This window comes from Aeromonas sp. PI_26 (genome assembly GCF_027854445.1).
GTDB classification, from domain to species: domain Bacteria; phylum Pseudomonadota; class Gammaproteobacteria; order Enterobacterales; family Aeromonadaceae; genus Aeromonas; species Aeromonas veronii.
Window position 1 is genome coordinate 76,964 of record NZ_JAJNOE010000012.1, and the last position, 25,309, is coordinate 102,272.

The following is a 25,309-nucleotide window of genomic DNA, read 5'->3' on the forward strand; positions in this document are numbered from 1 at the left end:
CCTTCAACCTGCTAGCCCCCTTCTCAATAACCTGCCTGTCATTAAGGATTTACCTGACACCTTGTGATCCACCGCAATTTTCGAATTACCCCCAAAGGTATAATTCTCGCGGTTGGATGTGCCGTCACGGATGGCTCGTCCGTCTCTTTATTTCTCTCATCAGGGCAGGATCGCCTATGTCACTTATCACCGAGTTGCCAGCCATATTCGATAGTTTTTCAGATGCCCGTCGTCAGGGCTTTCTGGCTGTAATGGCACTCAAGGAGCGACAGATCCCCCTAGTCGGCACCTACTGTACCTTTATGCCGCAGGAGGTGGCGATAGCCGCCGGCGCCGTGGTGGTATCGCTCTGCTCCACCAGCGACGAGACCATCGAGGAGGCCGAAAAGGATCTGCCCCGCAACCTCTGCCCGCTCATCAAGAGCAGCTACGGGTTCGGCAAGACCGACAAGTGCCCCTACTTCTACTTCTCCGATCTGGTGGTGGGGGAAACCACCTGCGACGGCAAGAAGAAGATGTACGAGTACATGACAGAGTTCAAACCGGTGCATGTGATGCAGTTGCCCAACCGCGCCGATGACGAGGCCTCCCGCACCCTATGGCGCAGCGAAATCGTCCGCTTCAAGGAGCTGCTGGAGCAGCAGTTTGGCCACCCCATCAGCGAGCAGGCATTGCGAGACGCCATCGTGCTGAAAAACCGCGAGCGCCGCGCGCTGGCCGATTTCTACCGGCTGGGCCAGCTCAATCCGCCGGCACTCAGCGGTACCGACCTGCTCAAGGTGGTCTATGGTGCCACCTTCCGCTTCGACAAGGAGCAGCTCATCAGCGAGCTGCAGGAGATGACCCGCCGCATCAAGGTAGAGTATGCCGAGGGCAAGCGGCTCGATGCCCGCCCGCGCATCCTCATCACCGGCTGCCCCATCGGCGGCGCGGCCGACAAGGTGGTCCGCCTCATCGAGGAGCACGGCGGCTGGGTGGTGGGTTACGAGAACTGCACCGGCGCCAAGGCAACCGAGCAGTGCGTCAGCGAAGAGGGCGACCCGTTCGATGCGCTGACCGACAAGTATCTGGCCATCGGCTGCTCCTGCATCTCCCCCAACCACCAGCGCATGAATCTGCTGAGCCAGATGGTGGAGGAGTATCAGGCGGACGGAGTGATCGATGTGATCCTGCAGGCTTGCCACACCTATGCGGTGGAGTCGCTCGCCATCAAGCGCCATGTGCGCGAACGCCACGGTATCCCCTACATGGCAGTCGAGACCGACTACTCCAGCGCCGACAAGGGACAACTGGCCACCCGGCTGGCCGCCTTTATCGAGATGCTGTAAGGAGACGCCGTGTCACTCTCCATCGGGATTGACTCGGGCTCCACCGCGACCAAGGGGCTCCTGTTCGACAGCCGGGATGGCGGGCGCATCGTCCGCCGTTTTCTGGTGCCGACCCCCTTTCGTCCGCTGGCTGCCATCGAGCAAGGCTGGGAGGAGCTCTCGGCCGATTTGCCAGAGCGCCCCCACCTGACCCTGACCGGCTATGGCCGGGATCTGGCGTCGTTCGCCGATCGGCGGGTTACCGAGATCTCCTGCCATGGGCTGGGGGCTCGCCTGCTTTGCCCGTCGGTACACACCGTCATCGATATCGGCGGGCAGGATAGCAAGGTGATCCAGCTCGATGGCGAGGGCAACCTCACCGACTTTCTGATGAACGACAAGTGCGCCGCCGGTACCGGTCGCTTTCTCGAGGTGATCACCCGCACTCTGGGGGCCCGGGTCGAGCAGCTTGACGAACTGCTGCAAGGGGCCGAGCCCCACGATATCAGCAGCATGTGCACCGTGTTTGCCGAATCGGAGGCGATCAGCCTGCGCTCGGCGGGCATTCCGGCCGAGTCGATTCTGGCCGGCATCGTCCGCGCCATGGCCCGGCGCAGTGCCAACTTCATCGGCCGCCTCGGCGCCAGACCCACGGTGCTCTTTACCGGCGGCGTCAGCCACTGCGCCACCTTCCGCCACTATCTGGCCGAAGGGTTGGGCTGCGAAGTGGCCACCCACCCGGATGCCCAGTTTGCCGGTGCGCTGGGTGCCGCCCTGTTCGGCGCGCGCGCCAGCACGGGAGGCAAATCATGAATCAGGAGTTTCTCTACCTGTTCCACTCTACCCTCGGCACGGTCAGACTGCGCAAGCGGCTGGAGCAGCACGACCAGTCGTTTCGGGTCTGCGACGTGCCGCGCCTGCTCAGCGCCGGCTGCGGCCTCGCCATTCGCCTCCACTGCCCGCCAGACGAGTGGCAGCAGTGGTGCCAGCGCGGTGAAACCGCTGCCGTCTTTCGCTGCGAAGCGGACGGCGACTATCAGGAGCTGGCCCGCTATCCGGCCGATAGCCCGGACATCGCGAAGCAAACGCCTGTGGCTGGCAGTCGGAGTCATGGATGATAAAGATCTATCCCATGGCCGTTTATCTGCGCATGCTGGCCAATCTGGCGCTGGGGGGATTCTTCCTCGCTTCCGCCGGGTTCAAGCTGGCCTCCCCCGCCCTGTTCATCGAGCAGATCGGCGCCTTTGGGCTGATCTGGCCGCAGCTGATCCCGCCGGTGGCCTGGGGGCTGATCGCGCTGGAGCTCTGTGCCGGGCTCGCGGTCATCGCCAACCGGCGCTGGGGATTGTGGCTGGTGATCGGGCTGCTCGCCCTGTTTATTCCGGTGTTGGGCTATGGCGTTGCCATCGGGCTCGACATCTCTTGCGGCTGTCTGGGCAGGGCTGATCTCAGCTCGCTGCAGGAGGCCATTGTGCGGGATCTGCTGCTACTGACGCTTGCGTGCGCCCTGCTGCGAACTTCCCGCCCCGTTTTTCCCGTTCCCGTTTTTCCCGTACTAAAGGAGTAGTGACATGATGACATTGCGATCCCGCACTCTGGTAGCCTCGCTGATCGCCGCCAGCTTTGCCCTCGCGGGCTGTGGCGACAACCAGTTCGAGCAGGAGGTGAAGCTGGAGCAGTCGGCTGTGCAGCTGGCACAGGAGGCGCAGCAGGGGGCTATCAGCTGCTGACCGTGGCCGAGCTGAAGACCCGGATGGACAAGGGCGAGGAGCTGGTGATCATCGACACCATGCCCTATGAGGACTCCTACAAGAAAGAGCACATTCCGGGGGCCAAAAACTTTGTCTTTGTGAAAGAGGCCAAAGCTGGCGACAACTGGAGCGAGATCGTCGAGGGAAGCGGTACACCGGAGCAGTTCCAGGCGCTGCTGGGTGAAGACAAAGCCCGCCCCGCGGTGATCTACTGCGGCTTCGTCAAGTGCGGCCGCAGCCACAACGCAGCCGCCTGGGCGGTCAATCAGGGCTATCAACAGGTCTATCGGGTGCCGGGCGGCATCTTCGCCTGGAAAGGAGCCGGTTACCCCGTCTCTGCCGAGTAATACCTGCTCACAAGGTAACACAGTCGACATAAAGAAGCCCGCAACTGCGGGCTTCTTTCATATTGGGGAACGCTGGGGTTAGCTGGCGGCCTGCTGCTCCAGCACCTGCGTCTCGGCCAGCTGCTGTTTGCCCAGCAGGCGCTTGGTGATCATCGCCGCCATGATGGAGCCATTGACGTTGAGAGCAGTACGGCCCATGTCCACCAGCGGCTCGATGGCGATCATCACCCCCACCAGCGCGATAGGGAAGTTGAGGGTGGAGAGCACGATCAGCGCGGCGAAGGTGCCGCCACCGCCGACGCCGGCCACCCCGATGGAGCCCAGCGCAATGACCGGCAGCAGAGTCAGCAGGAACAGGGGATCAAACGGGTTGATACCGAGCATGGGAGCAATCATCGCCACCATCATGGCCGGATAGATGCCGGCGCAACCGTTCTGGCCGAGGTTGGCACCGAACGAGGCGGCAAAGTTGGCGATGCTGGCGGGCACCCCAAGACGCTGCTGGGTCTCGATACTGAGCGGCATGGAAGCCGCGCTGCTGCGGGAGACAAAAGCGAAAGTGAGCACGCCCCACACTTCCCGCAAATAGTGCTGCGGGTTCTGACCGATCAGCAGCAGGATCACCATGTGTACCGCAAACATCGCCAGAATGGCGACGTAGCAGACCAGAATAAAGCCGAGCAGGCTGAGGATCTCGCTCAGGGGATAGTGGGCCACCACCCGGGCGATCAGCGCCATCACGCCATAGGGGGTGAGCGCAATCACCACCCGCACCATCTTCATCACCCACAGTTGCAGGGTATCGATGGCCACGGCGGCGCGAGCCCCCGCCTGCGGATGCTCCACCTTCAACTGCAGCAGGGCAACCCCCGCCAGCACGGTGAAGATCACCACGCCGATCACCGAGAGACCGCGGCTACCCGCCATATCGGCGGCAAAGTTGGTTGGCACCAGCGAGAGCAGCAGGGCCGGCAGGGTCTGGGCACTGTCGATGGTGCTCATGCTCTGTTGCAGCGCTGCCGTGTCGCTGCCGTGGCTCAACAGCCCCTCGGCAGTGAGACCACTCAGATGGGTCACCATCATCCCCACCACACCGGCGATCATCACCAGGGTCAGCATGGAGCCGATCAGTACGGCGCTGATCTTGCCGAGAGACTGGGCCTGCTCCAGCTTGTTGATGGCGGAGAGGATGGAGGTGAACACCAGCGGCATCATCACCACCTTGAGCAGGCTGACATAGCCGCCGCCGATGATATTGACCCACTCCAGGGTCTGCTGAACGCCGGCATCATCGGCGCCCCAGCCCAGTTGCAGCGCCAGCCCGAACAGGGCGCCAAGCAGCAGACCCGCAAGTACCTTGCGCGAGAGCGGCACAGTAGAGGGAATCCGGGTCAGGGCAAAACAGAGCAGACAGAAAACAAGCGATGTAATCAGGACAAACATCATGAATACCTGTAGCGGCCATCAGGCCGAGAGTGGATTGAAACAAAGGGGGATGCGGGCAGGGCCGCAGAACAAAACGCCGGGATGCAGGAGAGTGCAGGCGTGAAAAAGCAGCGGACGCCCGGGAAGGCGTCCGCTGACAATCGGGGGAATTACTTCTTTACGGGGGCGTCGTACTGTTCGGGTTCGTCGCTATAGACGCAGACGTTCCACTTGGCAGCCAGGCCATCGTCGGCCAGACAGTAACGCTCGAAGAAAGCCTTGATCTCGGCGCGCTGGCAGTGCGCCTCGAAAGAGGCCATGTCTTGCCAAATCTCGTTGAACACGATGGGGAAGCTCTCCCCCTCGGCAAACGGGCTGGCGATGTGGCGGGTTACCCGATATTGCAGGCAGCCATCCTCACGCAGAGTGTTGGGCTCCAGTGCCTGCAACACCTGAAACAGGGCCTGCTCCTGACCGGCTTTCGGCAGGAATTGGGCGATGCAATAAACCTTCTTGGACATGAGATCCTCCTGTGGGCGACTCGCTCAGGCTTGCTGTAGCGTGACCACCCGGTTGTCGATAAGACGGGCCTTGCCGAGATAAGCAGCCATCAGGATCACCAGCTGCGCGCTCTCGTCTGTGGCGGATTCGAGGGTGGCGGCATCGACGATGTCGATGGCATCGGTACGAAAACCGGCGTTGTCGAGACGCTGGCTGGCCTGCGCCACCAGCGACGGCAGGTGGTGATCACCCGCTTCAATCTGCTCGGCGATCCAGTTCATGGTGCGCGCCAGCTCGGGGGCAATGGCACGCTCGGCGGCCGTCAGATAGCCGTTGCGCGAAGAGAGCGCCAGCCCGTCTTCGGCCCGTACGGTCGGCACGCCGACGATCTCGATGGGCATCGCCATGTCGGCCACCATCTTGCGAATAAGCGCCAACTGCTGGTAATCCTTCTGGCCAAAGCAGGCCACATCCGGCTGTACCAGATTGAACAGCTTGGTAACGACGGTGCTGACCCCACGGAAGTGACCCGGACGCAGCGCCCCCTCCAGCAGATTGGAGAGACCCGGCACCTCGACGAAGGTCTGGCTCGCCAGCCCCTGCGGATACATGATCTCCGGGGTCGGGGTGAACACCATATCGACCCCGGCCGCTTCCAGCGCAGCGCAATCCTGCTCCAGAGTGCGCGGGTAGTTGGCAAGATCCTCGGCCTTGTCGAACTGCATCGGGTTGACGAAGATGCTGACCACCACTTTCTCGGCGTGGCTGTGCGCCTCTTTCACCAGCGTCAGGTGGCCCTGATGCAGGTTACCCATGGTGGGCACAAATGCGATGGCACGCCCTTCACGGCGCCATTGGCTTATCTGCTCACGCAGAACGACGGGATTATTTACGACCAACATCAGCAGTTCACCTTCCGATAAATCAAAAAGAGAGACGGGTTGCATCTACCGGTAGCACTCGGGCGGAATGGGGCACGAACATGGCTATCAGCAGTTCACCTTTAGATGAATCAATAAGATACGGATTAGCTATACGGATTAACTGTGCGAGGCTGACAAGCAGAGACGGGGGCCGCAGCCCCCATCATGCAACAGCCAGGATCAGTTGAAGCAGTGCTCCGGGCCGGGGAAGCTCCCCTCGCTCACCTGCTGCACATAGAGGCGGATGGCGGCACGCACATCGCCGGTCTCGGCCAGGAAGTTCTTGGTGAACTTGGGCACATAGCCGGAGGTGACGCCAAAAGCATCGTGCATCACCAAAATCTGACCATCGGTCGCGGGGCCGGCACCAATGCCGATCACCGGGATGCGAAGCGCCTTGGTGATGCGCTCGGCCAGCGCAGTGGGCACACACTCGAGCACCAGCAGCTGGATACCGGCCGCTTGCAGTTCGAGGGCCTGACGGTAGATCTCCTGCGCCTGAAACTCATCGCGCCCCTGCACCTTGAAGCCACCAAAGACATGAACGGATTGCGGAGTGAGGCCGAGGTGACCGCACACCGGCACCCCGTTGCGGGTAAGGTGGCGGATGGAGTCACAGAGCCAGTCGCCCCCTTCCATCTTCACCATGCGGGCACCGGCCGCCATCAGGCGGGCAGCGTTCTGGTAAGTCTGCTCGGGAGTGGCATAGCTCATGAACGGCATGTCGGCGACCACCAGTGCCTTGCTGGCACCGCGCGCCACACAGCGGGTGTGATAGACCATCTCATCCATGTTGACCGCCAGGGTATCCTGACCCCCTTGCAGCACCATGCCCAGCGAATCGCCAATGAGCAGCACGTGGGCCCCCTCGTCGTCGAACAGCTTGGCAAAGGTGGCATCATAGGCGGTGATGGCGGTGAACTTTTGACCGTCCTGCTTCATCTTCAGCAGGCTGGCGGTGGTGATCTTGCTCATAGAGGCTCCTGTACGTCTGCACGCGGGGCAATGATGGCCAAATCATTGTGCGGGCAGCGGGCAACCAGTCGGGCGAGCGGGGTGCCGCAGGGCAGCACCAGAGCAGGCGCAATTTCGGCAAGGGGCAGCAGCACGAACTCCCGCTCCTTCATACCGTAGTGGGGTACGATCAGGCGCTCATGGTTGATCACCTGATCCCCATAGAGCAGCAGATCGAGATCCAGAGTTCTCGGCCCCCACCGCTCATCTTTGCGCACACGTCCCTGTTCCAGCTCGATTTTTTGTAATTGATCCAGCAGCGCAAGGGGCGCGAGCCGGGTATTGAGCCGGGCCACGGCATTGACGTAGTCCGGCTGGTCAGCAGGCCCCATGGGGCGGCTGCTGTAAAACGACGAGGCCTCCACCAGCACAGATTCCGGCAACCTTGCCAACGCGGCAACGGCGCAACGAGCCTGACCCAGCGGGTCAGACAGGTTGGAACCAATGGCGATGAAGACCTCGGTCATCACGTCTGTTGTCACTCGGCCACTTTCGGTTTGCGGCGACGGGGGCGACGACGGTTGCGGCTGTTGCTGCTGCGCTTCTCGCCATCGTGGCTACGGGGCTCACCGCGCTCACCGCTGGCCGGGCGACGGGTCGCTTCACGCTGCAGTTGCGGGCGCACATCCGGATTGGAGGCAACATAGCGCTCCCACCAGCTGGCCAGCTCGCCGAGACCGCGCTCGACCCGGTTGCGCAGCAACAGGAAGTCAAACGCCGCGCGGAACTTGGGATGCTCCATGGCGCGCTCGGGGTGCTTGCCCTGACGACGGGTCAACCGCTGTTGCAGTGCCCAGATATCGCGGACATCTGTGGTGAAACGGCGGGGAACGGCGATGATCCGCACCTGATTGTCCAGCACCTCGTTGATCGCCAGCATGAAGGCGTCATACCAGGGCAGGCCGCTCTCGTTCTCCAGCACCCGACCACGGGCCTCGACGCAGCCCCACAGCAGGGTGGCGTAGAGGAAGGCGGGGGTGACGCGCTTATCTTCACGAACGCGGGTGTCGGTATCGATCAGCGCCTGCTCGATAAACTGCTCGTAGGGCGAGTTGCCGTGCGGGGTAAACAGCGCAGCCACTTGCGGGAAGAGCTGTTGGAACAGGCCATACTCGCGCAGCAGTTTGTAGGTCGCCAGACCGTCGCCAGCCAGGAACAGCTTGAGGGTCTCCTCAAACAGGCGGGCCGCAGGGATGTCTTGCAGCAGTGGCGCCAGCTCCTTGATGGGAGCGGCAGTACGCGGGCTGATGGTCATATCCAGCTTGGCGGCAAAGCGCACGGCGCGCAGCATCCGCACCGGATCTTCACGATAACGGGTCTCGGGATCGCCGATCAGCTCAAGCTTGCGCTCGGCCAGATCTTCCAGACCCCCTTCGAAATCGTGCAGGGTGAAATCTTTGGCGCTGTAGTAGAGGGCGTTGACGGTAAAGTCGCGGCGCTCGGCATCCTCTTCGATGGTGCCGTAGACGTTGTCGCGCAGCAGCATGCCTTCATCAGACTGGGCCGACACATGTTTGCTGGTATTGACCTGATGGTGGTGACCCCGGAAGGTGGCCACTTCGATCACGTCACGACCAAAGACAATGTGGGCCAGGCGGAAACGACGGCCAATCAGGCGGCAGTTGCTGAACAGCGCCTTGATCTGCTCCGGCGTCGCATCGGTTGCGATGTCGAAATCCTTGGGCGTCTTCCCGAGCAGCAGATCCCGGACTCCGCCGCCGACCAGGTAGGCCTCATAGCCCCCTTTGTTCAGGCGATAGAGCACCTTGAGTGCATTCTCGCTGATCTCTTTGCGCGAAATAGGGTGCTGATCACGGCTTAAGGTACGACGTTGACCGGCGACACGGGCTGGAATGGGGGATTCCACCGACTGCTCGCCGTCTTCCTTGCCGAGCACCTTGCGGCAAAAGTTTGCGATCTGGGAAAAAATGGTACACCTCTTCATGACTTCTAAATTGACGGGAGGCCAAAAAATAGCGGCCTATCATAGCTCACGCCTGCCCAAATGAAAAACCATGTGGCAACTTCAGCTCATTTGAATCAAACCGGGCCAAAAAATAGCGGTCTACCTGCGCATAGCTCACACCTGACCAAATGAAAAACCGTGCTGACAATTGATCCCGCATGAAACCGTCCGCCAGCGAAAATAGCGGTCAATCTGCACATAGCTCACACCTGACCAAATGAAAAACCGTGCTGACAATTGATCCCGCATGAAACCGTCTGTCAGCGAAAATAGCGGTCTATCTGCACATAGCTCACGTACTGTTACACGAAAATCGGCTCTTTTTACTCAAGGTCCAGCGGGATTTTCTCGCTGGCTGGCACCCGCTCTAGCTGCCAGTTGGCGATGCCCCATTCGATGATCTCGTCGATCCGGCTTGCCATCAGCTCGGGCGGCGGGCACTGGCCGAGGAAGTGCAGCGCCTGCCACAGGGCCGGTCGCACCTCATCAAGCGCCAGTGCCGGCGCATGGTTCTGCTTGGAGAGCTTGTTGCCATCTGCCAGCACCGCCAGCGGCAGGTGCACCCAGTCGGGCACCGGCGCCCCCAGGGTCTGGTAGAGGGCAATCTGGCGCACCGTGGGTTCGAGCAGATCGGCGCCGCGCACTATCTCGGTGATGCCGCTGTCCATATCATCCACCACTACTGCCAGGTTGTAGGCGTAGAGCCCGTCACGGCGACGGATAATGAAATCCTCCTCGGCGAGCGCCGCCGGTACCGCGATATGGCCCTGCAAGCGATCGTCGAAGTGGTAGACCGGATGGTGCTGGCGCAGCCGGGCGGCGCAACCTTCGGCCGCAAGCCCCAGCGTGCGGCAGTGGCCGCTGTAGAGACCGCCCGCGGCCATTATTTCGCGCCGGGTGCAGCGGCACCAGTAGAGATCCCCCGCCCGATAGAGCTGGTCGATGATCTCGTCATAGCGGCCGTGGCGCGCGCTCTGGAACATCACCTCCCCATCCCACTCGAGACCATATGCCTCAAGGGTCTTGAGGATCAGGGTCGCAGCCCCCGCCATCTCCCGCGGCGGATCGATATCCTCGATGCGTACCAACCAACGTCCCTGCTGCGCTCTGGCCTGCAAAAAGCTGCCGAGGGCGGCGATCAGCGAACCGAAGTGGAGCGGGCCTGACGGTGAAGGGGCAAAGCGGCCGACATAGGGACGCACAAGGGGTGAGGATGGGGAATTCACTGGCATGACTATTCGGGTAAGCGATTCATTGAGGCTGCATTCTGGGACGACCCGTCCAAAAGCTCAATAAAAAAGGGAGCCCGCGAGCTCCCTTTTTCATATACCAGAGGGTCGGGATCAACCGGCCATCTGTTTTTCCTTGATCTCGGCCAGCGTCTTGCAATCGACACAGAGGTCGGCAGTCGGACGGGCTTCCAGACGACGGATACCGATCTCGATACCGCAGTGTTCGCAGTAACCGAAATCATCGTCTTCAAGCAGCTGCAAGGTCTTCTCGATCTTCTTGATCAGCTTGCGTTCACGGTCGCGGGTACGCAGTTCAAGAGCGAACTCTTCTTCTTGCGCGGCACGATCCACGGGATCCGGGAAGTTGGCAGCCTCGTCTTTCATATGGTCGACGGTACGATCAACTTCCTGCATCAGTTGGTTGCGCCAGGCACCCAGGATCTTGCGAAAATGCGCCTTTTGTTGGTCATTCATGTACTCCTCACCCGGCTTTTCCTGGTAAGGCGCGACACCCGCAATGGCCAGGGGGCCCAGAGATTTCCTGTTTTCGCCTGTTGGCATGCCCTGTCTCCTAATTCAGCACGCTACCCGTGCCATCCATAAATTGAGGGCGACATCTATAGCAGAAGGGTAACGGGTAAGCAAACGAGCCGTACCAATAATGTTACCCACTCCAATATTTATGCACTCCCCTCGGGTAACAGGTGACCAGATTCAAACGGGATAAACCCTTGAGCCACCATGCCTTGCACCCCAACATGGGGCCGATAGCATAAAATTTCAACCCCCGCCGCGATTGCCTGCTCAATTAGCAGACTATAGTGCGGATCTATATGGGTTGCAGGGCGCATCCGGCTTATTCCGGAGTGCAACACCATAAAGAGCAGCACTGCCCTGTGGCCCGCCGCTTTCATCGCCATCAACTCGCGCAAATGCTTGGCACCACGGGCGGTGACCGCATCGGGGAAGTAGCCCATACCCGGATCTTCACGTTCGTCGAGCAGGGTGACCGATTTTACCTCGATGTAACAATTGCCCTTCTCGTCATCTTCCAGCAACAGATCGATGCGACTGTTCTCTTCGCCATACTTCACCTCGGTGCGCAATCGGCTGTAACCCGCCAGCGGAGCGATAGCCTCCTGCTCGATCAACTCCCGGGCGATCTGGTTGGCGCGCGCCGTGTTGACGCAGATAAAGTGGCCCGCCGGGCTCTCGGCGATCTCCCAGCTGTTGGGCAGCTTGCGCTTGGGGTTATCGGAGGTGGAGTACCAGACCCGGGTGCCCGGATCGGCACAACCGGTCATGGCACCGGTATTGGCGCAATGGATGGTAATGACCTCGCCGTTATCGAGTTGCACATCGGTCAGAAAGCGCTTGTAGCGGGCCACCAGCTGGCCCGATTGCAGGGGGGGATCAAAGATCACGGGTTAGTCCTCCGCGCGTCTTCTTTTACCCGGGCGCGCAGCGGCCAGCAGGCAAGCGGCTCGTAGCGCACCCCGTCCGGGGTCGAGATGGATTGATAGAGGCAGAACTCATCGGCCTGCAGCAGAAAATTTGGGGCCGGCAGGATGGCCGGAGCCTCACCCGCCTTGCGCGACAGGGTGACGTGGGGGCGATAACCCTGCTCGCCATTGCCAAGGCGCAGCTTCTCGCCGTGGCGGCGCAGCGCCTTCGCCAGCACGTTCAGCTCGTTGGGCCACTCCTTCGGGCCAATCCAGGCTGCCTTGGCCCGGCTGAACCAGCCGGTCTCATCCAGCCTGATGGTGAGCGGCGGACAGTGCTGACGCTCCACTGCGGCGATCAGGCGGCGGGTGGTCAACTCGTCAGCCTCACCCAGAAAGGCCAGGGTCAGGTGGAGGTTGGCTTGCGGCACCGGCTGACCGGGCCAGGGCTGCTGATCGCGCCAGGCCATGAGCTCGGGGGCGAGCTCCTTGACGGGCAGGGCAAAGAAGAGTTTGGCCATGTGGTGATAATGCCTTTTTCACGCTCATTGGATGGGCCCATTCTATGGCAGCCATCCGGCCATGTCTCGCCACCCTCCCGCCCGAGTGACCATCTGCGCACATCCACTCACGGTGACACGGGTGGCTGTGGCAGAATAGGCGCCGTTTTACCGGTTGCCACAGAAGGTGCTCATCGCTTTGTCCCAGCTCCCCATCGTTTCGGTATTGCCCGAACTCTTTGCCGCCCTCGACAGCCACACCAGCGTGATCCTGCAGGCGCCACCCGGCGCGGGCAAATCGACCCTGCTGCCGCTGGAGCTGGTGCGTCAGAACCGGCTACCCGGCCGCATCATCATGCTGGAACCAAGGCGCCTGGCTGCGCGCAATATCGCCAGCTTTCTGGCGCGCCAGCTCGGGGAGAAGGTGGGCGAGCGCATCGGCCTGCGAGTGCGCGGCGAGAGCCGCACTAGCTCCTCGACCCGGCTCGAGATCGTCACCGAAGGGGTGCTGACCCGGATGTTGCAGCAAGACCCTGAGCTGAATGGCGTCTCGCTGGTGATCTTCGATGAGTTCCACGAACGCAGTCTGCACGCCGATACCGCGCTGGCCTTCGCCATCGAGAGCCAGCAGGGATTGCGCGATGACCTCAAGCTGCTGGTGATGTCCGCAACCCTGGATGGCATGGCACTCGAGACCTTGTTGCCGGATGCCCCTGTGGTTCGCTCCGAGGGGCGTGGTTTCCCTATCGATTACCACTACCGCCCCGCCAATCGCCAGCAATGGCTGGAGCCGCAGGTCGGCGCCGTGGTACTCGAAGCGCTGGCCGAGCAAGATGGCAGCCTGCTGGTCTTTCTGCCGGGACAGGGTGAGATCGAGCGACTGGCGCAATGGTTGGCAGACAAACTGCCGGACGACGTGACCCTCGCCCCCCTCTACGGCCGCCTCGACATGGCGGCGCAGCAGGCAGCCATCGAACCAGCGCCTGCCGGCCGCCGTAAGCTGGTGCTCACCACCAATGTGGCGGAGACCTCCCTCACTATTGAGGGGATTTCGGTGGTGATCGATAGCGGGCTGGAACGACGGGCCTCCTATGATCTGAAAAGCGGTGTCACCCGACTGGAGACCCGCCAGATAGCCAAATCCTCCGCCACCCAGCGGGCAGGCCGCGCTGGCCGTCTCGGCCCCGGTGTCTGCTACCGGCTCTGGAGCAACGAAGTGCAGGAGCGGCTCGCCGAGCAGAGCCCGCCAGACATTCTCACTCAGGAGTTGACCAGCCTGTTGCTGGACGCCGCCCAGTGGGGGGCAAAGGTGGAAGATCTGCCGCTTCTCGATATGCCTCCCGCCGCTGCGGTGGCCAGCGCCCAGCGGCTGCTGGTGGCTCTTGGCGCCATGAAGCCGGAGGGTGAGCAACAACTCACTCCCGCTGGTCGTGCCATGGCGGCCTTCGGTACCCACCCTCGTCTCGCCCGCATGCTGCTGCGCGCCCGCGAGCTGGAGTCAGAGGGTCTGACAGGGATTGTCGCCGATGCCGCTTATCTGGTGGCGTTGCAGGAAGAAGATCTGCGAGGATCGGAGCGCCTCTCTGTGCTGTTCCACCGCCGTCAAAACGCCCTGCGCCAGAACGCTGCCCGCTGGTTTGAACGGCTTGGCGCCCGCCCTGCCAATGCACAGGGCCAGTGGCTGGGGCTGCTCTGTGCCCTCGCCTGGCCGGATCGCATTGGCAAACTGCGTAGCGGCAGTCGCTATCAACTCAGTGGTGGGGTGAGCTGCGATCTGGTAGAAGGTCATCCCTGTCAGGGACAAGGGGCCCTCATCGCCATCGAGATGGGGCAGAATGATCGCGGCAGCCGCATCTTTATCGCCGAACCGGTCGATCTGGACGAGCTGGTACGCCTGCTGCCGGAACTGGTGAGCGAACGCCAGTGGTTCGACTGGGATGAACGGGAAGAGCGGGTGCGCGCCGAACGCCAGCAGGTGATCGGCGAGCTGGTGCTGAGCCAACGACCGCTGACCGAACTCTCTGACGAGCAGAAAGGGCGCTGCCTGCTGCAAGGCATTCGCCGCAAGGGGCTGCACGTGCTGCCTTGGGACGAGAGCAGCGAAGGGCTGCTGGCCCGTCTGCGCTGCGCCCGTGAGTGGCTGCCCGATGAGGGGTGGCCAGCCATGGATGACGACAGCCTGCTGGCCGACCTAGAACAGTGGCTGCTGCCAGCGGTGAGCGGCATGACCCGGTTGGAGCAGTTGAAAAAGCTCAACCTCGGCGACATCCTGCGCCAATCCCTGCCCTGGCCGCTGCCCAAACGGCTGGACGAGGCGCTGCCGAGTTACTTTGCAGCGCCCACCGGCAGCCGGGTGCGGATCCGCTATCAGCCGGGGCAGGCACCGGTGATCCCGGTGCGCATTCAGGAGATGTTCGGGCAAGGTTCGACCCCCTGCGTGGCCGATGGCCGGGTGCCGCTGGTAGTGGAGCTGCTCTCCCCCGCCCAGCGACCGCTGCAGATCACCGCCGATCTGGCTGCCTTCTGGGCTGGATCCTACGAGCAGGTGAAAAAAGAGATGAAGGGGCGCTATCCCCGCCACTACTGGCCGGATAATCCGCTGGAAGCGATGCCGACCAAAGTCACCAAAAAGAAGATGGGCATCTAGGTTCGATGGGTTAATCCCGCTCGAACGTTCGCGAATGCGACATAACAAGTAGAAAGGAAAGCAAAGAGGATTTATGGCAACCCAACGACGCAAGCGTGCCCCCAAGAAGGCTGCGCCCAAACGCACCATCTGGCGCAAGCTGTTCTGGCTTGGCTTCAAGCTCTCCCTGGTGGTGGCAGCCTTTATGGTGGTGTTTGGCATCTACCTCGATACCAAGGTGCGCGAGCGCTTCGATGGCGAGAAGTGGCAGCTGCCGGTGATGGTCTACAGCCGCCCGCTGGAGCTCTACCCCAGCCAGCGCCTGTCGCGGGACCAGATGCTGCGCGAGCTCAACATGCTGAGCTACAAGCAGGTGCGCCAGCCTCACACGCCGGGTGAATACACCATCAACGGCAACCGCATCGAGCTGATTCGCCGTCCGTTCGAGTTCTATGATGGCGCCGATGGAGCCCGCGGCCTGCGCCTCACCTTCAACGGCCCGCGCCTTGAGGGGATCCAGTCGCTGGAGAACCAGCGCCAGCTCGGTTACGCCCAGATGGACCCGGTACTGCTCGATCGCCTCAATACCGAAGATCGGGAAGATCGCCTGCTGGTGCGTATCGCCGAAGTGCCCGACAGCCTGCTGGTGACCCTGCTCACCACCGAAGATCGCGACTTCTACCAGCATGGCGGCGTCTCGCCAGTGGCCATCATGCGCGCCATGTTCGCCAACCTGATCGCGGGTCGCACCGTGCAGGGGGGCAGTACCCTGACCCAGCAGCTGGCCAAAAACTTCTTCCTGACCCGTGAACGCAGTCTGTGGCGAAAACTGCAGGAAGCCTATATGGCGGTGCTGATCGACTATCGCTACAGCAAGGACGAGATCCTGGAGTCCTACCTCAACGAGGTCTATCTGGGGCAGAACTTCTCGCAAGGGGTCTATGGCTTCGGCCTCGCCTCCTACTTCTACTTCGGCATTCCGGTCAACGAGCTGGACATCGATCAGGTCGCCCTGCTGGTCGGTCTGGTAAAAGGCCCCTCCTATTACGATCCCTGGCGCTTCCCCGATCGAGCCAAGGTACGCCGCGATCTGGTACTGAAACTGCTGATGGATCACGGCAGCCTGACCCAGGCCGAATATGATCTGGCCAGCAAGCAGCCGCTCGGCATCATCGCCCGCGGCCAGATGAGCTACGGCCGCACACCGGCCTTCATGGGGCTGCTCAAGCGCGAGATCCAGAGCCGCTTCGGCCCGGATCTGCTCAAGCAGTCCGGCCTCAAGATCTTCACCAGCCTCGACCCCATCGCCCAGCATGCCGCCGAGCAGGCGGTCGCTTCTGGCCTCGCCGACATCGAAAAACTGCGCGGCAAGAAGAAGCTGGAGGCCGCCATGGTGGTCTCCGACTGGCACAAGGGCGAAGTGGTGGCGCTGGTCGGTGGTCGCGATCCCCGCTACGCCGGTTTCAACCGGGCGCTTGATGCCCGCCGCCAGATCGGTTCGCTGGTGAAACCTGCGGTCTACCTGACCGGCCTCTCCAACGGCCTGACCCTGGCGACCCCGCTCAAAGATCAACCGATCCGCATTCGCGGTCAGGATGGTCAGGTCTGGACGCCGCAGAACTACGATCGCAAGTTCCGCCAGAGCGTGCCGCTGATGGATGCGCTGGCCAGCTCCCTCAACGTGCCGACCGTCAATCTCGGTCTGCAGGTGGGGCTGGAGAAGGTGGTCGATACCCTGCACAAGCTGGGGGTGCAGCAGGAGATCCAGCCCTATCCGTCGCTGGTGCTGGGGGCGGTGGCGCTCTCGCCGATGGAGGTGAACCAGATGTATCTGCCCATCGCCAATCAGGGACTGACCCAGCCGCTGTCTGCCATTCGCGCCGTGGTGAACGGAGATGGCAGTCTGCTCTATCAGCATGATCAGACCGCCAAGCGGGTCACCGACCAGCAAGCAAGCTGGCTGACCCTGTTCGCCATGACCAAGACGGTGAGTCAGGGCACGGCCCGCGCCCTCAGTACCAAGTTCCCGGGCGCCACCATGGCGGCCAAGACAGGCACCACCAACGAGCTGCGCGACTCCTGGTTTGCCGGGATGGACAACAACGAGCTGGTCAGTATCTGGGTCGGTCGCGACGACAACACCCCGGCGGGCTTGACCGGTGCCAGCGGTGCCCTGCAGCTCTTTAGCGGCTACATGAGCCAGCGCGGCGTCAACAGTCTGGGACTGAAGATGCCGGAAGGGGTCACCTGGGCCAACTTCTCCCGCGCCAGCGGCACCCGCGTCGCCAGCGACTGCCCGGGCAGCCTGCAGGTACCGGCCAAAGCCTCCACCATGGGCTCCCCAGCCGGTTGTGCCAGCAGTGCATCGCCGCGCAGTGCGCTGGATGACTGGTTCGGCGGTTTCTTTAACTAGATCAACGACACGGGCAGCGCAGGCTGCCCGTTCATTATGCTGCAGAGAAGGAAACACCATGACCTTTCCGCTGTTTGACGCCATCCACCATGTGGCCATCATCGCCAGCGATTACCCACGCTCGCGCCACTTCTACCACGAGGTGCTGGGGCTACCCATTATCGCCGAGACCCTGCGCGAGGCACGCCAGTCGTGGAAACTGGATCTGGCCCTGCCGGACGGCAGCCAGCTGGAGCTGTTCAGCTTCCCCTCGCCTCCCGAGCGCCCCTCCCGCCCCGAGGCGTGCGGCCTGCGCCATCTCGCCTTTCGGGTCAGCGACCTTGACCGGGTCATCGCCCACCTGCGAGCCCATCGGGTCGAGGTAGAGCCGGTGCGGGTGGACGAGCTGACCGACAAGCGCTTTACCTTCTTCGCCGACCCAGACGGCCTGCCGCTGGAGCTCTACGAAGCGCCGCGCTGAGCCTGCATCGACCAAGCAATCAGCCAAACAAAAGCCGCCCGGTTGCTACCGGGCGGCTTTTCTTATTGCTTCAGGTCATCAAGCGGTAGTCAGCATAACGACAGCCAGCGCCATCACCATCATGCCAGCCCAACCGATGGGCTTGAGCCGCTCACCGAAGAAGAGCAAACCGCCCAGCGCCGTACCGACGATGCCGATAGCCCCCCAGGTGGCGTAGGCAACAGCCAGGTCAATCTGGCCGCCACTTACCGCTTCCGAGAGCAGGGTAAAGGCGCCGAGTACCAGCATGATCCCCAGGAATCCCCACCCCTTGTAACGAAAACCCTTGGAGCGGTTGATGGCCATGTTGGCGCCGATATCGATCAGTGCGGCACCCAGTACAATCACAAACGGACTCATGCTGTGGCCTCCGCTTCTACTGACTTGTCTGCGGGCTCATCATGGGTCTCCCCCATGGTCACCATAACAATCCCCACTATCGCGAGAGCCAGGCCAATCAGCTCCTGAACGGTCACATCGTAACCAAGGAACATGACCGACACTATGGTGATCAAGGTGATCCCGAGCCCCTCCCAGAGCGCAAACGCAATACCAATGGAGATTGTTTTGGCGGCTTTCGCCAGCAACCAGTACGAGAAACCGATCAACAGCCACATAGGGATGTAATTCATCCAGCCAGCTCCCTGCTCGGGGATCATGGCCATGCTGGAGGTACCGGCGACCTCGGTCACGATGGCGCCGGTCAAAAACAGCCGGGCCAGAAACATACGACTTAATAACATATAAGGTGCCTTTGTTGCTTCGACGGGAGAGATGGTAAACAGGGAGAAGCAACTCGCGACAATCGCTCAGCGTCGATTATTCCGACGCCATAGGTTTGCCTTGCCTTGGTTTGGCACGCTAAGGTGATGGTGAAAAACTCTGCCATGGCCTGTAAAAGATGAAGCTATATCAGATAGAACTCTTTGTAGAGTCAGCCAATAGCGGCTCTATTGCCAACACCGCCCGTCGCCTCGGCAAAAGCCGCAGCGCCGTCAGCACCGCCATCGCGGCGCTGGAAGTTGAGCTTGGCGTCGAACTTTTTGAACGAGGTGCCAATCAGAGTCGGCTGACCGAAATAGGCGAGCTGGTGCTTGATGATTGCACTCGCCTGCTGCAGGCAGCCAACAGCCTGCAGCAGAAGTGTAAACATTACGCCTCGGGGGCCGAAGTAGCGCTACGGGTCGCCCGCGATGACGCGATTCCCGAACCGGTATGGCGCGAGATGCTGACCGCCTTGCACAGCCAGTTTCCCGGCACCAGTATCTCGCTGGTGCTCGCCTCCCCACCCGAACTGCCAGCGCTGGTGGAAGAGGGATTCGTCGATGCCGCTTTTGGCCTTATTACCGAAGATCAGGAGCGCAGCGGCCTCAATATCGACGTGCTCAACCCGATCCGCACCCTGATGGTGGTGGCCCCCAGCCATCCGCTGGCCGGACTGAAGCGGGTCAAACAGCAGGATCTGACCGATCACACCCAGGTTACCCTCTCGTATGTAGATGAATTTTCAGTAAAAAGCCTGCTACCTGTGGGAGGCCAGCATATCGGCCTCTCCAGCTTCGAGTTGATGCGCAATGCGGTGCTGGACGGACTGGGCTGGGCGGTGCTCCCCTCGCCACTGATCCAGAGCCAGCTGCGACAAGGCTCCCTGCTGACCCTGAAACACAAGTTCAGCCTGCAGTGGCGGGATTACGGGGTCTATCTGGCGGAAAACGCCTATCACGGCAAGGTGTTGGCCTGGTTGAAGAAGTCGATCCAGGGATATCTGGAACCTTTCGAGTAGCGATAAAGAGGCGGAGCCAGCTCACGATATCTGCTTATCCTGATGATCCGAGCGGATGTGATCGTGCATACTGTTCACATACTCATTGAGCGCCGGAGGCGTAACCGATATGAGCAGTGCCCAAGACAAGGACGATATCTTGCTGGACGACGACATCATCGAACTCGATGATGAGGAGGTCGTGGTCACCAAGGCACTCAACCCATGGCAAGTGCTGATCGTGGATGATGAGCCGGATATCCATCATGCCACCCGCCTGGCCCTCTCCAACATTCACTACAAATCCCGCCCGCTGGAGCTGCTCAATGCCTACAGCGGCGCCGAAGCTAGCCGCATGCTGGAGGCCAATCCCAGGATTGCCCTGATCCTGCTCGATGTTGTGATGGAGACCGAAGATGCAGGTCTGCGGCTGGTGCACCGGATTCGCAACGAAATGCACAACTCGCTGGTGCGGATCGTGCTGCGTACCGGCCAGCCCGGTCAGGCCCCAGAGCAGCGGGTGATCCTCGATTACGACATCAATGACTACAAGACCAAGACCGAGCTGACGGTACAAAAGCTCTATACCACCGTCATCGCATCCTTGCGTTCATACGAAACCCTCAGTGCCATCGACAAGAGCCGTCAGGGGCTCGGCAAAATTCTCGAAGGGGCAGGCGATCTCTACCATCTTCATTCACTCAAGGAGTTTGCCTCCGGCGTGCTGAAACAGATCAGCGCCATTCTCGATGTGGGCACCGAAGGGGCTATCTGCGCCGAGCGCCGTCCCGGCGAACAGGGGCTGGAGATCCTCGCCGCCACCGGCGACTACGAGACTCTGCTGGATGATGGCAAGATCACCGACTTTCCCCCCCTCAATGACTCGGTAATGAAGGCACTGGAGGCGCGCTGCAACCGCTTTGAACACCCACAGGACTCCCTCTATATCGCCGCCCAGAATGGTCGCGAGTTCGTGCTGAGTTTTACCCCGACCCAGCCCCTCGATCCCCTCGAATGCGATCTGCTGGATGTCTTCTGTCAGCGCATCTCGGCGGCCTATGACAATCTCTATCTCTACAACCAGTTGCTGCGCGCCCAGGAGGCCACCGTGGTGGCGCTGGCGGCGCTGGCGGAGTTTCGCGACTCCGACACCGGCGAGCATGTCTTGCGGGTGCAGAAACTCTCGGATGCCATCGTGGCCGAATTGAAGCAGATGACAGCCTATCCCGAACAGCTGACCCCGGAGTTTGTCGAGATGATCGGCATGGCCTCCATCCTGCACGATGTGGGCAAAGTGGGCACCCCGGATCATATCCTGCACAAGCCCGGCCGTTTCGACCCGGAAGAGCGGGCCATCATGGAGCAGCACGCAGGAATCGGCGCCAATATCTTGCACAAGGCGGGCGAGATGGTGGAGGGCACCAGCTACCTCTCTCTCGGCGCCGAAATCGCTCGGGGCCACCACGAGCACTTCGATGGCAAGGGCTACCCGCTGCAGCTGACTGGCCAGCAGATCCCGCTGTCGGCGAGGATAGTGGCGGTGGTCGATGTATTCGATGCCCTGCTCAGCAAACGCCCCTACAAGGAGCCCTGGACGCTGGCGCAGACCATGGAGTATATCCAGTCCCGCTCCGGCACCCAGTTTGATCCTCATGTCGTAACAGCACTGTCGCGACTGGTCAACGAGTCGAGACTCCCCTACTCGCTCTGACTCTCTGCACTTGCAACTCAACATCCCTTGCCGATGACCAAGGTCACCGGCAAGGCATCAAAACAGCTGTTTTGTTGCATCCTGCACGCATCAACGCGCCGCAAACCGGAAACATCACCCTTCTTTGGCTGCGATATCCGCTGAAATATGGTCATTTAACATCACATCGCTATAATATCGGCCTGCAATCCTGATACTAACAACGAAGGAAATATCATGAGCCTGAACCTGGTACCGGCCGGCAAGAGCCTGCCCGACGATATCTATGTCATCATCGAAATCCCGCAGAATGCCGACCCGATCAAATACGAAGTCGACAAAGACAGCGGCGCTATTTTCGTCGATCGCTTCATGTCTACCCCGATGTTCTATCCGTGCAACTACGGCTACGTGAACGCGACCCTCTCTCTGGATGGTGACCCCGTCGACGTACTGGTTCCGACCCCCTACCCGCTGCTGGCCGGTTCCGTCATTCGCTGCCGTCCGGTTGGCGTGCTGAAGATGACCGACGAATCTGGCGAAGATGCCAAGATCGTTGCTGTACCGCACTCCAAGCTGACCAAGCAGTACGACCACATCCAGGATGTGCACGATCTGCCGGAACTGCTGAAAGCCCAGATCCAGCACTTCTTCGAGCGCTACAAAGAGCTGGAAGCGGGCAAATGGGTCAAGGTGGAAGGCTGGGGCGACAAGGCTGCTGCCGAAGCCGAGATCAAGACCTCTGCCGAGCGTTACGCTGCCAAGTAAGCGTCCCCCGGAATGAGAAAGGCGCCTTATGGCGCCTTTTTTGTCGGTGTTTGCGGCAGCTTACCGGCCGCATCTCCGCTAGGATTGCCCTGAATGTATATTTCACGACCATCTTTCTGGTAGGGACGATAGTAATCATCGCCACAGCGATAGCCACCGCCCGGCTGGCTCATCAGTTCACAGTTGACCGGCAACACCTCCAGCCACTTGATGGCCTGCTGGTAGCGCAGCCACTCCTGCCATTCGTGTTCGCGCGCCAACTGATCGCGTAGGGCAAAGGTATCCGCAATGGACATCCCCTTGTTGACGATCACCTGACCCGCCATGGCTGGCAGGCTGAGCAGCCCAAACAGCACTATGATCCAAGGCTTCATAACCCCTCCAGAGTGACTTAATTTCACAATTAAATTAAAAGTCACATCAATCTGTTATCCAGATCACAAAACGAAACATCACCAAAGTGGTGCCGGCTCACCTAGTTGTTAATTATCGTCCACGGCAGGAAGTACCACCATGAAGCTGACCCCCGCGCTGTTGCTCAGCCTCACTCTCTGCACCACTCTTGGTGCTACAAGCAACGCCAGCGAAATCAACATGAGCTGGCAGTGGCAATCCACCGATGGCCAGCGCAAGCACTTCCAGCTGACCACCGACGATCAGGTGATGGCCGCCAGTCGCCACGAGATGAGCCTGCTAAAGGCTTCCCTCACCAATCCGCTGGAGACCCTCTACGCCTACATCAGCCCACGGCTCTACAACAGCATCAACCTGATCAATCAGAGCAGCCCAGAAACCGCTACCAAGTTTCGCAATCTGGAGCAGGCCTTCACCCTGCGGGACGACAGCATGGAGTCGATGCTGTTCTGGCAAGCCTACCAGCAGTATCAGGAGGATGCCTTCTACCAGATGAGAGTGGTACCCTGCGTCCATCCGGCCAATCGCAAACTGCCTTGTGTACGCCCCGATTACTCCCAGCTCTTCTACCACTTCAAGGGTCAGCTCAAGCCGCTGGCACAGCAGTTTGCGGCCAAGGATCTCGCTACCAGCGTCAGCTTGATGCAGGAGTGGCTAAACGCCATCCCCACCCAGCCGGAGCAGCTGGATCACTTCGCGCCGCCGCTGCAGGCGTTGCAGGATAACAAGGCCGACAGCGATGAGAAGGCGCTGCTGATGGCCAGTCTGCTTGCGGAGCTGGCGCCGCAATATGTGCTCAGCATCATCTATCCGGATATCAGCATCGGCAGCGTCTCCCCTGCCTGGCTGGCCATTACGGCAGACAGTGGCGTACCCGGTGATGTTGTGGTGATCAACAATCAGCGCCATGTGCTGCTGACCGGCTCGTCCCTGCTGGCCCAGCAGATGACCATGGCCAAGATCCCCCTCATCAGTGAGTCGCTCTACTGACGCAGACAGCTCAGACCAGCAGCCAATTCATTGATTTTTATCGATGTCATGCCATCCTAGCCGCCCTTGCCAGCCAACCACCTGGCTGGCGGGGCGCCGACGCTTCTGAATTGCGATCTTATTTAACACTTTTTAAACAGATCCGATCAGTTTAGGATGAAGCTCGCCCATTCCCTCAATCCGAAACTCGTTATAACATAACAAATGGAGTGTCATCAGGATGAAACATCTCGTACTTACTTTGGCGCTGCTGCCATCTCTGGTCTTTGCTCACAACTTCAAGGATGGCAACCCGGTGCCGCTGGTCAATGTCAGCGACAAGGGTGAGCTGGTACTGAATGGCAAGGATATCGGTTACCAGCCGTGGCAGAGCACCTCGCTCACCGGCAAGGTGTTTCTGATCCAGCATATTGCCGGTCGCTCCAGTGCCAAGGAGCTGAATGCCCCGATGATCGAGGCGATCAAGGCCGCCAAACTGCCGCAAGACAAGTACCAGACCGTTACCGTCATCAACAGCAATGACGCCATCTGGGGCACCTCCGGCTTCGTGAAGAGCAGTGCCGAGGACAGCAAGAAAGAGTTCCCCTGGTCCGCCATGGTGCTGGATGCCAAGGGTATGGCGCGCAACGCCTGGGATCTGACGCCGGAAAGCTCGGCGATCATCCTGCTGAATAAAGAGGGCAAAGTGCTGTTTGCCAAAGATGGCCAGCTCGATGCCAACAACATTGCTACCGTGATGGGGCTCATCAAGTCCCATCTCTAAGTCAGAGAGAAAGGGCGCTGATGGCGCCCTTTCCATAAGGGTCTATGGGTCGTATCAAGCTGAAAATCTGGATCTTGCTGCTGGGCTGGTTATGGCTGCAACCTGCCCTTGCCCGGCACCAGTTTGAATCTGCCCTGCCCGGCCACGACGACCATCACTGCCTGGTCTGCGCCCTCCATCTTGATGGCAAACAGGTCATCACCGCTACCCCCTATTGTTTCCCCGGTTCGACCTCTGTCCTGCCCGCTGTTGCAACCATGCAACGCTCGGCGGATACAACCACGCTTCACAGCTATGCCATCCGTGCGCCGCCCGCCTCTGTTTTTATCTATCCCTTTGTTTAAGTTCACTATTTGTTTTGAAAAAAGGATTAAAGATGAAAGCAGTTACTCTGTTGCTGGCCGCAGCGGCCTTTGGCGCACACGCAAATCACGACGAACACGAGAGCCACAGCCACGGCGCCCACGAGCATGGCCACGGCCACCTCAATCTGGTGGTCGATGGCGACCAATTGATGATCGAGCTGCAGGCACCCGCAGCCGATCTGGTGGGCTTCGAGCACGCCGCCAAGAGCGATGAAGAGAAGGCGCAATACGCCAAAGCCATCGCCCGCCTCCAGCAGCCTGATGCCCTGTTCCGCTTCGACCCGGCGGCTGGCTGCAAACTGACCCAGCAGGAGCTGCAGGCCGCCAAAGAAGAGCATGATCACGACCATGACCATGACCATGACCATGACCATGACAAGGCTGCCAGCGACAAACATGAAGACCACCATGATCATGACGAAACGGGGCACGCCGATCTGGGCGCCATGTACACCTACACCTGCGCCACGCCGACCAAACTGACCGGCCTCGAGGCGACCCTGTTCAGCGTCTATCCGAGCCTTGAGAAGCTGAGCGTGCAGGGGATCCTGCCCACTGGCCAGACCGCTGGCGAGCTGACCCCGTCCGCCAACAAGCTGAGCTGGTAACGC

27 protein-coding genes and 1 pseudogene are annotated in these 25,309 nt (G+C 60.8%); 15 read left to right on the forward strand and 13 right to left on the reverse strand.

Features of this window, described 5'->3' with window-relative positions:
- Positions 1-176: 176 nt before the first annotated feature.
- The 5 genes and pseudogenes from LRL22_RS13745 to LRL22_RS13765 all read left to right on the forward strand — a co-directional run bounded on the left by LRL22_RS13745 (position 177) and on the right by LRL22_RS13765 (position 3,405).
- Positions 177-1,328: a double-cubane-cluster-containing anaerobic reductase gene (locus tag LRL22_RS13745; protein ID WP_236373793.1), complete on the forward strand. Its 1,152-nt coding sequence runs from the start codon at positions 177-179 to the stop codon at positions 1,326-1,328.
- Positions 1,329-1,337: 9 nt separating this feature from the next.
- Positions 1,338-2,120, forward strand: coding sequence for an acyl-CoA dehydratase activase (locus tag LRL22_RS13750; RefSeq protein WP_270905598.1), 783 nt, complete (start codon positions 1,338-1,340; stop codon positions 2,118-2,120).
- On the forward strand, positions 2,117-2,425 hold the full coding sequence (locus LRL22_RS13755; protein ID WP_204385075.1) for a DUF3343 domain-containing protein: 309 nt from the start codon (positions 2,117-2,119) through the stop codon (positions 2,423-2,425). The genes LRL22_RS13750 and LRL22_RS13755 overlap by 4 nt, the downstream gene beginning before the upstream one ends.
- On the forward strand, positions 2,422-2,874 hold the full coding sequence (locus LRL22_RS13760) for a MauE/DoxX family redox-associated membrane protein (RefSeq protein WP_270905599.1): 453 nt from the start codon (positions 2,422-2,424) through the stop codon (positions 2,872-2,874). Before LRL22_RS13755 ends, LRL22_RS13760 begins: the two co-directional genes overlap by 4 nt.
- 4 nt (positions 2,875-2,878) lie before the next feature.
- Positions 2,879-3,405, forward strand: a pseudogene (locus tag LRL22_RS13765) (rhodanese-like domain-containing protein).
- 78 nt (positions 3,406-3,483) lie between these two features.
- Here the strand turns inward: LRL22_RS13765 and LRL22_RS13770 are convergent.
- The 10 genes from LRL22_RS13770 to thpR all read right to left on the reverse strand — a co-directional run bounded on the left by LRL22_RS13770 (position 3,484) and on the right by thpR (position 12,429).
- Positions 3,484-4,851: a cation:dicarboxylate symporter family transporter gene (locus LRL22_RS13770; protein WP_270905600.1), complete on the reverse strand. Its 1,368-nt coding sequence runs from the start codon at positions 4,849-4,851 to the stop codon at positions 3,484-3,486.
- A gap of 149 nt (positions 4,852-5,000) precedes the next feature.
- A complete protein-coding gene (locus LRL22_RS13775; RefSeq protein ID WP_041210222.1) occupies positions 5,001-5,351 on the reverse strand; it encodes a putative quinol monooxygenase in 351 nt (116 codons plus the stop codon).
- Between the two features lie 24 nt (positions 5,352-5,375).
- Positions 5,376-6,233, reverse strand: coding sequence for a pantoate--beta-alanine ligase (gene panC / locus LRL22_RS13780; protein WP_149152218.1), 858 nt, complete (start codon positions 6,231-6,233; stop codon positions 5,376-5,378).
- 201 nt (positions 6,234-6,434) lie between these two features.
- Positions 6,435-7,229, reverse strand: coding sequence for a 3-methyl-2-oxobutanoate hydroxymethyltransferase (gene panB / locus LRL22_RS13785; protein ID WP_042063124.1), 795 nt, complete (start codon positions 7,227-7,229; stop codon positions 6,435-6,437).
- Complete coding sequence (gene folK, locus LRL22_RS13790; protein ID WP_270905632.1) at positions 7,226-7,735, reverse strand: 2-amino-4-hydroxy-6-hydroxymethyldihydropteridine diphosphokinase; 510 nt, start codon at positions 7,733-7,735, stop codon at positions 7,226-7,228. Before folK ends, panB begins: the two co-directional genes overlap by 4 nt.
- An 11-nt stretch (positions 7,736-7,746) precedes the next feature.
- Positions 7,747-9,213, reverse strand: coding sequence for a polynucleotide adenylyltransferase PcnB (gene pcnB / locus LRL22_RS13795; RefSeq protein WP_069554926.1), 1,467 nt, complete (start codon positions 9,211-9,213; stop codon positions 7,747-7,749).
- Between the two features lie 344 nt (positions 9,214-9,557).
- Complete coding sequence (gluQRS, locus tag LRL22_RS13800; protein ID WP_270905601.1) at positions 9,558-10,466, reverse strand: tRNA glutamyl-Q(34) synthetase GluQRS; 909 nt, start codon at positions 10,464-10,466, stop codon at positions 9,558-9,560.
- A gap of 111 nt (positions 10,467-10,577) precedes the next feature.
- Entirely contained in the window at positions 10,578-11,027 is a 450-nt protein-coding gene (dksA, locus tag LRL22_RS13805; protein WP_005335644.1) for an RNA polymerase-binding protein DksA, read from the reverse strand.
- Between the two features lie 119 nt (positions 11,028-11,146).
- Complete coding sequence (sfsA, locus tag LRL22_RS13810) at positions 11,147-11,890, reverse strand: DNA/RNA nuclease SfsA (RefSeq protein ID WP_139406696.1); 744 nt, start codon at positions 11,888-11,890, stop codon at positions 11,147-11,149.
- Positions 11,887-12,429 carry an RNA 2',3'-cyclic phosphodiesterase gene (gene thpR, locus LRL22_RS13815; protein WP_270905602.1) on the reverse strand — a complete coding sequence of 181 codons (543 nt, stop codon included), beginning with the start codon at positions 12,427-12,429 and terminating at the stop codon, positions 11,887-11,889. Before thpR ends, sfsA begins: the two co-directional genes overlap by 4 nt.
- A 178-nt stretch (positions 12,430-12,607) precedes the next feature.
- On the opposite strand from thpR, the gene hrpB reads away from it, so the two are divergent.
- From hrpB to gloA2, 3 genes are all read left to right on the forward strand, one after another.
- A complete protein-coding gene (gene hrpB / locus LRL22_RS13820) occupies positions 12,608-15,055 on the forward strand; it encodes an ATP-dependent helicase HrpB (protein ID WP_270905603.1) in 2,448 nt (815 codons plus the stop codon).
- Positions 15,056-15,128: 73 nt separating this feature from the next.
- Positions 15,129-17,447, forward strand: a complete 2,319-nt coding sequence (gene mrcB / locus LRL22_RS13825) for a penicillin-binding protein 1B (RefSeq protein ID WP_270905604.1) — start codon at positions 15,129-15,131, stop codon at positions 17,445-17,447.
- A gap of 58 nt (positions 17,448-17,505) precedes the next feature.
- Positions 17,506-17,907 (forward strand): SMU1112c/YaeR family gloxylase I-like metalloprotein, encoded by a 402-nt coding sequence (gloA2, locus tag LRL22_RS13830; protein ID WP_270905605.1) that lies wholly within the window; start codon positions 17,506-17,508, stop codon positions 17,905-17,907.
- Between the two features lie 78 nt (positions 17,908-17,985).
- Here gloA2 and LRL22_RS13835 read toward each other — a convergent pair whose 3' ends face one another.
- Complete coding sequence (locus LRL22_RS13835; protein ID WP_005335659.1) at positions 17,986-18,306, reverse strand: SMR family transporter; 321 nt, start codon at positions 18,304-18,306, stop codon at positions 17,986-17,988.
- A complete protein-coding gene (locus tag LRL22_RS13840; RefSeq protein ID WP_005335660.1) occupies positions 18,303-18,689 on the reverse strand; it encodes a DMT family transporter in 387 nt (128 codons plus the stop codon). Before LRL22_RS13840 ends, LRL22_RS13835 begins: the two co-directional genes overlap by 4 nt.
- A 158-nt stretch (positions 18,690-18,847) precedes the next feature.
- Here LRL22_RS13840 and LRL22_RS13845 point away from each other — a divergent pair, with 158 nt between their 5' ends.
- From LRL22_RS13845 to ppa, 3 genes are all read left to right on the forward strand, one after another.
- Positions 18,848-19,729, forward strand: a complete 882-nt coding sequence (locus tag LRL22_RS13845; protein WP_064335475.1) for a LysR family transcriptional regulator — start codon at positions 18,848-18,850, stop codon at positions 19,727-19,729.
- A 109-nt stretch (positions 19,730-19,838) separates the two neighbouring features.
- Complete coding sequence (locus LRL22_RS13850) at positions 19,839-21,419, forward strand: DUF3369 domain-containing protein (protein ID WP_270905606.1); 1,581 nt, start codon at positions 19,839-19,841, stop codon at positions 21,417-21,419.
- 216 nt (positions 21,420-21,635) lie between these two features.
- Entirely contained in the window at positions 21,636-22,166 is a 531-nt protein-coding gene (gene ppa, locus LRL22_RS13855) for an inorganic diphosphatase (RefSeq protein WP_270905607.1), read from the forward strand.
- A 26-nt stretch (positions 22,167-22,192) separates the two neighbouring features.
- On the opposite strand, the gene LRL22_RS13860 is transcribed toward ppa, so the two are convergent.
- Positions 22,193-22,540 carry a hypothetical protein gene (locus LRL22_RS13860; RefSeq protein ID WP_270905608.1) on the reverse strand — a complete coding sequence of 116 codons (348 nt, stop codon included), beginning with the start codon at positions 22,538-22,540 and terminating at the stop codon, positions 22,193-22,195.
- Between the two features lie 139 nt (positions 22,541-22,679).
- On the opposite strand from LRL22_RS13860, the gene LRL22_RS13865 reads away from it, so the two are divergent.
- The 4 genes from LRL22_RS13865 to LRL22_RS13880 all read left to right on the forward strand — a co-directional run bounded on the left by LRL22_RS13865 (position 22,680) and on the right by LRL22_RS13880 (position 25,306).
- Positions 22,680-23,570, forward strand: a complete 891-nt coding sequence (locus LRL22_RS13865) for a hypothetical protein (RefSeq protein ID WP_270905609.1) — start codon at positions 22,680-22,682, stop codon at positions 23,568-23,570.
- 220 nt (positions 23,571-23,790) lie between these two features.
- Positions 23,791-24,333, forward strand: a complete 543-nt coding sequence (locus LRL22_RS13870; protein ID WP_270905610.1) for a YtfJ family protein — start codon at positions 23,791-23,793, stop codon at positions 24,331-24,333.
- Positions 24,334-24,377: 44 nt separating this feature from the next.
- Positions 24,378-24,677, forward strand: a complete 300-nt coding sequence (locus LRL22_RS13875; RefSeq protein ID WP_204478166.1) for a DUF2607 family protein — start codon at positions 24,378-24,380, stop codon at positions 24,675-24,677.
- Positions 24,678-24,709: 32 nt separating this feature from the next.
- Positions 24,710-25,306, forward strand: coding sequence for a DUF2796 domain-containing protein (locus tag LRL22_RS13880; RefSeq protein WP_270905611.1), 597 nt, complete (start codon positions 24,710-24,712; stop codon positions 25,304-25,306).
- The last annotated feature ends 3 nt before the right edge of the window (positions 25,307-25,309 follow it).